Genomic DNA, 10,126 nt, shown 5'->3' with positions numbered 1-10,126 from the left:
CCATTCGCCCTGGATCGGCTTGATGAACCGTGCGGGTGAGCCGCCCCAAAGTCCCTGTTCGAGCGAGGTATCCGGCTTCTGACGGGCCATGGTCGATCCGGCCGCGAGCACCGAGCGATCGGGCAGCGACGTGCCGCGCAGCATGAGGCAGCCGGTGGCGACGAGCGCACGATCGCCGATACGCACCTGACCCACCGTGGTTTCGTTGGTCACCACATCGAGTTCGTGGGTCTGCAGGGTGGACCGCTGCCCGGCGATGGTGCTCCACTCGCCGATCTCGATCGTGCCGGAGCAGTCGAGGTAGTGGCGGGAGGTGATGAAAGAGCCGTCGCCCACGATCAGCCGACCCGCGCGGTCGCTGTAGCGCTGATAGCCCGGATGCGCGCTGATCCAGTTCCAGGACCCGATCATGACCTCGCGACCGAGCCGGACCTCGTTCATGTCCCGGAAGACGTTTCCGGCGCCGACGGTCACCGCGTCGGCGATCACGAACCGGCGGCAGTTCAGCACCAGCGCCGGGCCGAGGCGGACATCACTGCCGATGTGGTGGCCGAACCGCCGCAGGAGTGCGTTCTTCGCGGCGCCCGCGGGCAGCAGCCACAGCAACGCCTGCGCGAGAACGGAAGGTTTAGGCACGGGTAATACCCCCACAATTGCAATCGAACATTTCCGGCAACCCGTTTCCCCGGGAATCGCGTCGCCCGAGCCTACCCCGCGATCGCGGAATGCCATCCATGTCAGATTCGTTGTGAAACAATCGATCTGAGAGTCCGCACATTGACTTTTGTTCAGCCACAGTAGTTTTGGCGGCAGTTCGTGCTTCGGCTACGCTCGCTGACGAGTTGAGTTTTGTCAGTGGCGGGAGAGCAGTAGACATGTCGCCGAGTACGGCATGGCCCGCCAATAGCTTCGCGTCGCGGCACGTGAACAAGACCGGTGGAAAGAATGGTTTCCGCGGCAGTGTGGTTGCTGCCCAGTCGGATTGGTGGTCCGGCCTCGGGGCTGTATGGACCGGGGTAGCGATGATCGTGATCGTGCCCGCGCTGCTGGTCCGAGTTACGCCTGCCCCGCGCGAATCGGTCTGGGTGTGGGCGCTCGTGGTGACGACGGTCGCCGGACTGCGTTACGCGCTCCTTATCGCCTCCGGGCGGCGGCGCCTGGTCGAGATGTCGTTCTGGGTCTTCACCTACGTCTTCCTGGGTTTGGCGCCGCTGGTTCAGATGCGGACCGAGCAGGTGCCCGACACCACCAAGGGGGCCGACCCGACGCTCAACGCCACGGCGATGGTGGTCGTCACGGCGGGGATCGCCGCTTTCCTGATCGGTCTGGTTGTGGCGAGACGGCGCGATACCGCGGACGCGGCCGCTCCCGTCGCGCGCGACGTCGATCGGCGCCGGGTATTGCTGCTCGGCGGTGCCGGATTGCTGAGCGCCACCTACTACATTGCCGCAGTCGGTCTTCCGACGCTGTTCTCCAGCCGGGACGACCTGGTGCAGGCGGTCGCGGCACGCTGGCAGGAACCGATCGCCGCGGTGATGGTCGCCGGTGCGCAGATGCCGATACTGGTGGCCTTCGTCGCCCTGGTCAAGGTCTACCAGCGCACACCGGACAGGTTCGTCCTCGGAGTGCTGATCCTCGACGGCGTTGTCCTCGCGCTGGTGCTCAACCCGATCGCCAACGCGCGCTACACCGCGGGCACAGCCGCGCTGGCCGTCGCCGCGCTGTTCGGGTTGTTCGCCACGCCGACGCGATTTCGGCTGGTCGCGGTGTCGGCTGTGGCTGCCCTGGTAGTGCTGTTTCCGATGCTCGACCTGTTCCGGTACAGCGCGAGCGGTGAGCTGAAGACCGCGGGCCCACTCGACTCGCTGGTGTCCCCCGACTACGACTCGTTCGCCCAGATCAACAACACGGTGCTGTACGTGCAGCGCGAGGGTTCGACCTACGGGCAGCAGGCCGCGGGGGTCGTGCTGTTCTGGGTTCCACGAAAACTGTGGGCGGACAAGCCGACCGACACCGGCATCCTGCTGGCCGACTTCCGTGGGTACACGTTCAAGAACCTTTCCGCCCCGCTGTGGGGTGAGCTCTACATCAACGGCACCTGGGCCGCGCTGGTACTCGGGATGGGGTCGCTCGGTGCCCTGGCCCGGCGTGCCGACGCGCGCATCGACGCGACGCTGCGGCACACCCGCTCGCCCGGAGTGCTGGCCTGCATCCTGCCCTTCTACCTGATCATCCTGCTGCGTGGCTCGCTGCTCCAGGCGATGTCGAGTCTGCTCGTCATCCTCGTGTGCAGCGTGTTCGTCCTCGACTGGCGGAAGGAGCCCGCGGATGCGCGCGTCGGCTAGCCGGATGGTCCTCGGCTTCGCGGTCGCCGCCGCGGTGGCCGGTGGATTCGTGCTCGACCGCCACATGGCGGTGCCGGTCGGTGCGGCCGCCGCGCCGGTTGCCGAGCCAACGGCACCTGGTGTACAGCAGCGGCTTTCGGCATTGTTCGTCGGCGACAGCTTTACCGCGGGTTCGGCGGTTGGCGGTGCGACCAACAGCTATGCCTGCATCCTGGCGCGCACTCAGGGCTGGGCCTGCAACGTCGACGCGTTCGGTGCGACCGGCTATCTCAACGACGGCGCAAAGTTCTATCCGGCTCCGCCGCCGGGACGGCTGGTGGACAGGCTGCCCGCCGATGCCCGGATCTTCACCGTCGACGTGGTCTTCCTCGACGCCGGACGCAACGACCTGGGTTACGAGCCCAGATCCGTACTCGAGGCCTTGACCGACGCCTTGTCCGAGGTCGGGCGGTTGTGGCCGACAGCGCGAGTGGTGGTGATCATGCCCGCCTACATGTCGGCGACTCCGTACGCGAACTACGCCGCACTGCGGGCTGGTTTCGCCAAGGCCTGCGAGGCTGCTGACGCCACGCTGCTGGATCCGGTGGCCGAGGGGTGGTATTCCGGCGCGGACACCGACATCGCGGCGATGCAGATCGGGGACAACGTGCACCCGAACGCGCTCGGCCATCAGTTCCTGGCAGGCGAAATCGCGGATTCGCTGGTTCGGAACGGTCTCGGCGAGATCGTCACCGCCCGGGAGCCCGCATGAATCCCTCGTTCCTCACGCTGCTGCGTATGCGGTGGCAGCTGGTGACCACGCTGTTGCTGCTCGCCATCCTGATGGGCGTCGGCGTGACCCTGCAGACCACACCTCGGTTCGTATCCACCGCACGCGTCTTCCTGGCGACGCCGAGCTGGAACGGCGCTACGCGCAACAGTGCCGAAGCCAGCCCGTTTCGGGGTGACGACTTCGCGCGTTCGCGGGCCCGTAGCTATGTGCGCATGGCCGGTGATGTCGATCTGGCTCGCCGGGTCATTCTGAAGTTGGGTGCGGACCGCTCCCCCGAAGCGCTGGCCGGGGCGGTCACCGCGCATCTGATCCCGGACACGGTGCTGATCGATGTGTCGGTGGCCGACGTGTCGGCGCCGGAAGCGCAGCGGCTCGCCGATGCTGTCGCCGCCGAACTGGCCGCGCAGATCCTGGCGCTGGAAACCCCGAGCGGATCGCGGATTCCCACAGTGGAGCCGGTGATCACCCAGACCGCAGACCTACCGGAGCAACCGTCCGAACCCGATGTGTGGAACAACCTGACGCTCGCGGTCGGCCTCGGGCTGCTGGCCGGGGTCACCGGGGCAGTGCTCATTCCGCAACGGCCAGGAAGCGCGCGAAGTGTCCGCGGCCCGGGAAAAACGGTGAGAGAGAGGTCGTTTCGGTGACTCTTCGACGATGGTGGCCCAGCGCGATCGGGATAGTGCTCGGGTGCATTGCCGCAGGAGCGATGATGGTCTCCACCCCCACGGTCTTCACCGCGACAACGACGCTGTTCATCGGATCGCCGGTGAGTGCCGACTCGGCGGGTGCGTACGCCGGAGACCTGTTCGGTCAGCAGCGCGCGGTCAGCTACGCGCACCTGTTCACCAGCGATGATCTCGCGACCAAGGTGATCGACGACTTGTCGCTGGAGCTGACGCCTGCTGAACTCATCGCCCAGGTGTCGGCCCGGCAGCTGCCCAAGACCGTGCTGCTCGAGGTGAGTGCGACCGATCCGGCGGCGCAGCGTGCCGCCGATATCGCGAACGCGTACGCGGCGAACTTCGCCGCCTACGTCGCCAGGCTGGAGACGCCCGCGGTGGGCAATCAGTCGGTGGCCAAGATCAGCGTGGTCCGCACCGCTACCGCACCCGCGACCCCGTCGAGTCCCGGTGCGCCGATGTACCTCGGCGGCGGGCTGGTGCTCGGCGCGGCGCTGGGTGGGCTCGCGCAGTGGGCGCTGAGCAGGCGCGCTCGACGGGCAGCTCCGGCGGCCGACACCCCAGCGCCCACACCCCGCCGGAACGGACCGCCGCGAGAGGCAGGCACCGGTAGCCATCGAGCCGCGCCCGCGGTGCGCCGGGCCGAACCCCGCAACAATCGCCTCGACGCCGAAGGACCGGAGTTCGCCACCCAGCAGCTGCCGCGAGCCGGAGGGCGCACCCATGGCTGACTCCGCCCGGCGGCACGTGCCTGCGGCGTCGCTCGGTCGCCGCGTTCGATCGATGGTGAGTGCGCTTTCCTCGGCCGGGGCCGTCGTGGGTCTGCTGGTGGCGTGCACTGCCGCCCCGACGTCCCCCACGAATTCGCTCGGAGACCAGGGGCCGGACGCCAAACTCGTTTTCGCCCACTACTTTCCGCCTTACCCGATCTCGATCGACAACCTGCCCGCCGAGCGTGACTATTACTCGACCGAGTACCTCGATCCCGGCGGCAGCGGCGGCGCCAATGCCGCCTACGGTGGTCTGCTGCGTGACCGGCCCGTGCCGCGCCCGGTGTCGGACCATGCGGACTGGCGCTCGGCGGACCTGGAAACCGAAGTCCGGCAGGCTATTGCGGCCGGCATCGACGGGTTCACGGTGAACCTGCTGACCGCAGCCGGCGACGGCGGCCTCTGGCATGCCGATGTACCCACCCGGCTGCTGCGGGCGGCGCATGCGGTCGACCCGAATTTCAAGATCATGCTCATGCCCGACATGTCCGGGGCGCCGGGCACCTGGAGCGTGGCGCAGCTGGCTGCCGAGCTCGCGAGCTGGGCGGGCGAGCCCGCGGCCTATCGGCTCTCGACGGGGCCCCTGGTGGTATCGCCGTACATGGCCGAAAAGCGCCCGGCCGCCTGGTGGTCGGAGCTCGTCGAGGTCATGTCGAGCGCGCACGGCATCGAGGTCGCGCTGGCGCCGGTGTTCACCGTGTACGACACCTACGCCGCCGACTATGCCCCGATCAGTTACGCGATGTCGATCTGGGGCGGCCGGAATCCGGCGTTCAATCCCATCTCGGGGTTCCCGCTGGACACCATCGGCGACGCGCACAGCCGGGGCGCCCGGTGGATGCAGCCGGTGTCGGTCCAGGACTACCGGCCGCGCAACGGCATTTTCGACGAGGCGGGCAATACCGAGAACCTGCGCAATACGTGGACCATCGCGATCGCGGGCGGCGCGGACTGGGTGCAGCTGGTCACCTGGAACGACCACAGCGAGGGCACGTCGTTCGCGCCATCGATGTACCACGGCAGCGCGCTGCTCGGGCTGACGTCGTACTACCTGCGCTGGTTCAAGTCCGGCCGCCCACCCGCGATTGAGCGCGACGAGCTGTATCTGACCCACCGGCAGCAACTGGCCGCGACGCGGCCGACGTACCCACAGTCCGTGCTGATGACCCTCCGGCCGGGCAGCACCCCGGCGCGCGACGAGGCCGAAGCACTCGTGCTGCTTCGCGAGCCGGGCACCGTTGCCGTGCGCGCGGGCAGTCAGGTCGCGCGCTGCACGTTGCCCGCCGGTCTCGGGATCTGCGCGGTGTCGTTGCCCGGCGGCGACTCCGACGTCACGGTCAGTGCCTACCTGGAACGTGCGGGTGGCGTCGTGCTGGCGGCGAACTCGCCGTGGCCGGTGCGGGCACATCCGCCGGTCCAGGACCTGCAGTACACCGCCACGATGGGAGTCGCCCCGTGACCAGTCCGCTGTCGATCGTGATCGCCGGCCTGAACTATGCGCCGGAGAGCACCGGAATCGCGCCCTACACCACTGGCGTCGCCGCCGGCTTGCGTGCGCGCGGGCACCGGGTTCGGGTGTTGACCGGGCTGCCGCACTATCCGCAGTGGCGACTGCAGCCGGGTTTCGACGATCCGGCGGTGTTGCGTAGTGAAATCGATGATGTTGCGGTGCGACGGCTTCGGCATTTCGTTCCCGATCCACCCAGCGGGTTGGGGCGGGTACGGATGGAGGCGAGCTTCGGTGCGAGGCTGGCCGCCGCATTGCCGTCCGATGACGTCGATGCCGTTGTCTTCGTCAGCCCGGCGATGTTGTCGACGGCGGCGGGGCTCCTTCGACTTCGGCTGTGCCGCAAGAGCACTCGTCCGGCAGTCGGCGTCTGGGTGCAGGATCTCTACAGCCGGGGCGTGGTGGAGACGGGGGCGATGAGTGGCAGGCCCGCCCAGCTGGCCACCGCGTTCGAATCCGGCATGCTGCGGGCCGCCGACGGTGTCGTGGCCATCCATGACCGATTCAAATCCACTATGACGTCGGCGCTTCGGGTGCCGGAGGAGCGGATCACGGTGATCCGCAACTGGACTCACCTGGGCCCGCCGCCGGTGATCGATCGTTCGGCGGCGCGGCGCAAGCTGGGCTGGGACGACGAGACGGTGATCGTGCTGCACACCGGGAACATGGGCGCCAAACAAGGCTTGGAGCATGTGGTCGCGGCCGCCGGTCATGCGCAGCGACAGGGCGAGTCGGTGCGATTCGTCCTGGTCGGCGGCGGCAACCAGCGTCCACAGCTGGAGGCGGCGGGCCGCGGAATCGATACCCTGCGGTTCCTCGACCCGCTGCCCGACGGTGACTACCAGCAGGCGCTGGCGGCTGCGGATGTGCTGCTGGTGAACGAGCGCCCCGGCGTCGGCGAGATGGCCGTGCCGAGCAAGCTCACCTCGTATTTCACCACCGGTAACCCCGTCATCGCGGCAACCGACGCCGACAGCATCACCGCTGCGGAGATCCGCGCCTCCGGCGGCGGACTCGTTGTCGCACCGGACGATCCGGCGCACCTGGTGCGCACAGCCATCGAACTCGGCCGCGATCGCGAGCGGGCAGGTGTGCTCGGCGCCGCCGGCCGGCAGTTCTGTGCACGGACGCTGTCGCAAACACATGCCATTGATCAGTTCGAACAGTGGCTCACCGACCTGGTCGAGACCAAGGCCAGGCACAGTAGAGGTAGGAGGGGCAGCCACCGTGACGCAGTCCGGTAAGCGAGCACTGATAACAGGCATCACCGGTCAGGACGGGTCGTATCTCGCGGAGCTGCTGCTGAGCAAGGGATACGAGGTGCACGGCTTGATCCGGCGTGCCTCGACGTTCAACACCGCGCGCATCGATCATCTGTACCAGGACCCGCACGACCCGCGGGCCCGGCTGTTCCTGCACTACGGCGATCTGTCCGACGGAGCACGCCTGGTGACGCTGTTGCGGCAGATCCAGCCGGACGAGGTGTACAACCTGGCGGCGCAGTCGCACGTGCGAGTCAGCTTCGACGAGCCCGAACACACCGGCAACACCACCGGGCTCGGCACGGTGCGGTTGCTCGAAGCGGTCCGGATGGTGGGAGCGGACTGCCGCTACTACCAGGCGTCCACCTCGGAGTTGTTCGGTGCGACACCACCACCGCAGAACGAGGAAACCCCGTTCTATCCGCGCTCACCGTATGGCGCGGCGAAGATCTACTCCTACTGGATCGCCCGCAACTACCGCGAGGCGTACGGGATGTACGTGGTCAACGGCATCCTGTTCAACCACGAGTCACCGCGTCGCGGGGAAACCTTCGTGACGCGCAAGATCACGCGCGCGGTCGCCCGGATCGCCGCGGGGCTGGAACAGCACGTGTACCTGGGCAATCTGGACTCCATCCGGGACTGGGGGTACGCCCCCGAGTACGTCGAGGGCATGTGGCGGATGCTGCAAGCCGATGAGCCGGACGACTACGTACTGGCAACCGGCGGCTCGTACACGGTGCGCGATTTCGTGGTCGCTGCCTTCGATCGCGCCGGGCTCGACTGGACCGAGCACGTTCGGTTCGACGAGCGCTACCTTCGTCCGACCGAAGTCGATGCGCTGGTCGGCGACGCGAGCAAGGCTGAGCGGCTGCTGGGCTGGAAGGCCGCGGTGCACACCCCCGAACTCGCCGCGATCATGGTCGATGCCGACATCGCGGCGCTCGAGCATGCCGGCAAACCCTGGATCGATCGGCCCGCCCTCGCAGAGTGGAGCACCACCCGATGAGCGTTGACACCGGTGCGGTCCAGTCGTTGGACCGCGATGCGACCGTCTACATCGCAGGTCATCGCGGGCTGGTCGGCTCCGCGGTGTGGCGTGCATTCGAGCGAGCCGGGTTCGGCAACGTGGTCGGCCGGAGTTCGGCAGAACTGGACCTGCGCGATCGTGGCGCGGTGTTCGATTTCCTCGGTGCCACCCGTCCGGACGTTGTGGTGCTGGCTGCCGCGCGGGTGGGCGGCATCCACGCCAACAACACCTATCCGGTCGACTTCCTGTCCGACAACCTGCAGATCCAGGTCAATGTGCTCGATGCCGCGGTGGCCGTGCGGGTTCCGCGGTTGCTGTTCCTCGGCTCGTCGTGCATCTACCCCAAGCACGCGCCGCAGCCGATCAAAGAGGAGTACCTGCTCACCGGGCATCTGGAGCCGACCAACGACGCCTACGCCATCGCCAAGATCGCGGGGATTCTGCAGGTTCAGGCAGTGCGCAGGCAGTATGGGCTGCCCTGGATCTCGGCCATGCCGACCAACCTCTACGGTGTCGGCGACAACTTCTCCGCGCAGTCCTCGCACGTGCTGCCCGCGCTGATCCGCCGCTACAGTGAGGCCGCGCGCGATGGGATCGCCGAGGTGACGAACTGGGGTAGTGGCCGTCCGCTGCGCGAATTCCTCCACGTGGACGACATGGCTCGCGCCTGCCTGCATCTGCTCGACCATTACGACGGCGCCGAACACGTCAATGTCGGTACAGGCAAAGATGTTTCGATCGCCGAGGTCGCCGGGCTCGTCGCCGACGCTGTCGGCTTCACCGGGCGAACCCACTGGGACACCACCAAGCCGGACGGCACGCCGCGCAAACTGCTGGACGTGTCGAAGCTGCGCGGGCTCGGCTGGCAACCGCAGATCGAATTGGCCGCGGGTATCGCGGACACGGTCGCGTGGTACCGGGAGCACGAGGAGACCGCGCGGGGGTTGGCGTGACGCGTTCGCTGGCCGGTTTCACCGGTGCGGGGTATGACAAGGGCCGTCCGGTTGTCGTCCAGATCGCGTGGCTCGCGGTGGCCGGTGTGCTCGCCCACTGGTGGTGCCCGAACCGGTTGCGCGTGGCCGTCCTTCGTGCCTTCGGGGCGAGCATCGGGCCCGGGGTGCTCATCCGGCACCGGGTGCGGATTCACTGGCCGTGGAAGCTGTCGGTGGGCGCGGACAGCTGGATCGGCGAGGAGGTCTGGATCCTCAACCTGGAGCCGGTGACCATTGGTGCGAATGTCTGTGTGTCGCAGGGTGTTCTGCTGTGCACCGGCAGTCACGACCGGCACTCGCCGACCTTCGAGTTCGACAATGCGCCGATCGCTGTGCACGACGGTGCCTGGCTCGGCGCCCGCGCCACGGTGCTACGTGGCGTCACGATCGGCGCAGGGGCCACTGTGGGGGCTACCGCCCTGGTCCCCTCTGATGTCGCGGCCGGAGCCACGATGCTCGCACCGCGTGCGATGGCGGTGTGAGATGCGGGTTCTGCATGTCGTGACGTTGTTCTCGCCTGACGGGGCGTACGGCGGTCCCGTACGGGTGGCGTGCAACCAGGCGCAGGAGCTGACGGGCCGTGGTCATCGAGTGGCGTTGACCGCGGCGGTATCCGGCGCCGACGCGGTGCCCAGCGGGCTCGAGGTGCACGGATTTCCCGCAGGCACCGCGATCCCGGGAGCCGGTTTCGCGGGGCTTCGGGCCCGCGGGATGATTTCCTGGCTGCGTCGGCACGTGCGTGAGTTCGTTGTGGTGCATGTACAT

Annotated in this window: 10 protein-coding genes and 1 pseudogene; 10 read left to right on the top strand and 1 reads right to left on the bottom strand. The window is 67.9% G+C overall.

Features of this window, described 5'->3' with window-relative positions:
- A partial coding sequence (locus ACFWPJ_RS15255; protein ID WP_378851574.1) for an acyltransferase occupies window positions 1-636 on the bottom strand: 636 nt, incomplete at its 3' end.
- Window positions 637-1,022: 386 nt separating this feature from the next.
- On the opposite strand from ACFWPJ_RS15255, the gene ACFWPJ_RS15250 reads away from it, so the two are divergent.
- The 10 genes and pseudogenes from ACFWPJ_RS15250 to ACFWPJ_RS15205 all read left to right on the top strand — a co-directional run.
- Window positions 1,023-2,345 (top strand): oligosaccharide repeat unit polymerase, encoded by a 1,323-nt coding sequence (locus tag ACFWPJ_RS15250; protein WP_378851571.1) that lies wholly within the window; start codon window positions 1,023-1,025, stop codon window positions 2,343-2,345.
- The gene (locus tag ACFWPJ_RS15245; protein WP_378851569.1) at window positions 2,329-3,096 is read left to right on the top strand and encodes an SGNH/GDSL hydrolase family protein; all 768 of its coding nucleotides are present in this window, start codon (window positions 2,329-2,331) and stop codon (window positions 3,094-3,096) included. The genes ACFWPJ_RS15250 and ACFWPJ_RS15245 overlap by 17 nt, the downstream gene beginning before the upstream one ends.
- The gene (locus tag ACFWPJ_RS15240; RefSeq protein ID WP_378851566.1) at window positions 3,093-3,764 is read left to right on the top strand and encodes a YveK family protein; all 672 of its coding nucleotides are present in this window, start codon (window positions 3,093-3,095) and stop codon (window positions 3,762-3,764) included. Before ACFWPJ_RS15245 ends, ACFWPJ_RS15240 begins: the two co-directional genes overlap by 4 nt.
- 65 nt (window positions 3,765-3,829) lie before the next feature.
- A complete protein-coding gene (locus ACFWPJ_RS15235; protein WP_378851563.1) occupies window positions 3,830-4,531 on the top strand; it encodes a YveK family protein in 702 nt (233 codons plus the stop codon).
- A 52-nt stretch (window positions 4,532-4,583) separates the two neighbouring features.
- A complete protein-coding gene (locus tag ACFWPJ_RS15230) occupies window positions 4,584-6,029 on the top strand; it encodes a glycoside hydrolase family 71 protein (protein WP_378851560.1) in 1,446 nt (481 codons plus the stop codon).
- Window positions 6,026-7,321, top strand: coding sequence for a glycosyltransferase family 4 protein (locus tag ACFWPJ_RS15225; protein WP_378851557.1), 1,296 nt, complete (start codon window positions 6,026-6,028; stop codon window positions 7,319-7,321). Before ACFWPJ_RS15230 ends, ACFWPJ_RS15225 begins: the two co-directional genes overlap by 4 nt.
- Entirely contained in the window at window positions 7,305-8,348 is a 1,044-nt protein-coding gene (gene gmd, locus ACFWPJ_RS15220; protein WP_378851554.1) for a GDP-mannose 4,6-dehydratase, read from the top strand. Before ACFWPJ_RS15225 ends, gmd begins: the two co-directional genes overlap by 17 nt.
- Window positions 8,345-9,322 carry a GDP-L-fucose synthase family protein gene (locus tag ACFWPJ_RS15215; RefSeq protein WP_378851551.1) on the top strand — a complete coding sequence of 326 codons (978 nt, stop codon included), beginning with the start codon at window positions 8,345-8,347 and terminating at the stop codon, window positions 9,320-9,322. The genes gmd and ACFWPJ_RS15215 overlap by 4 nt, the downstream gene beginning before the upstream one ends.
- Entirely contained in the window at window positions 9,319-9,843 is a 525-nt protein-coding gene (locus ACFWPJ_RS15210) for a putative colanic acid biosynthesis acetyltransferase (protein ID WP_378851549.1), read from the top strand. The genes ACFWPJ_RS15215 and ACFWPJ_RS15210 overlap by 4 nt, the downstream gene beginning before the upstream one ends.
- Window position 9,844: 1 nt before the next feature.
- Window positions 9,845-10,126 (top strand): annotated as a pseudogene (locus tag ACFWPJ_RS15205) (glycosyltransferase); the annotation flags it as partial.

This window comes from Nocardia sp. NPDC058497, from assembly GCF_042720195.1.
GTDB lineage: Bacteria > Actinomycetota > Actinomycetes > Mycobacteriales > Mycobacteriaceae > Nocardia.
This window is presented reverse-complemented; position numbering and strand designations above follow the sequence as displayed.

What these genes read in the sequence shown, in the direction of transcription:
- ACFWPJ_RS15240 (WP_378851566.1), top strand. Translation starts at nt 3,093, where the DNA reads ATGAATCCCTCGTTCCTCACGCTGCTGCGTATGCGGTGGCAGCTGGTG.
- ACFWPJ_RS15250 (WP_378851571.1), top strand. Translation starts at nt 1,023, where the DNA reads ATGATCGTGATCGTGCCCGCGCTGCTGGTCCGAGTTACGCCTGCCCCG.
- ACFWPJ_RS15215 (WP_378851551.1), top strand. Translation starts at nt 8,345, where the DNA reads ATGAGCGTTGACACCGGTGCGGTCCAGTCGTTGGACCGCGATGCGACC.
- ACFWPJ_RS15230 (WP_378851560.1), top strand. Translation starts at nt 4,584, where the DNA reads ATGGTGAGTGCGCTTTCCTCGGCCGGGGCCGTCGTGGGTCTGCTGGTG.
- ACFWPJ_RS15235 (WP_378851563.1), top strand. Translation starts at nt 3,830, where the DNA reads ATGGTCTCCACCCCCACGGTCTTCACCGCGACAACGACGCTGTTCATC.
- ACFWPJ_RS15245 (WP_378851569.1), top strand. Translation starts at nt 2,329, where the DNA reads ATGCGCGCGTCGGCTAGCCGGATGGTCCTCGGCTTCGCGGTCGCCGCC.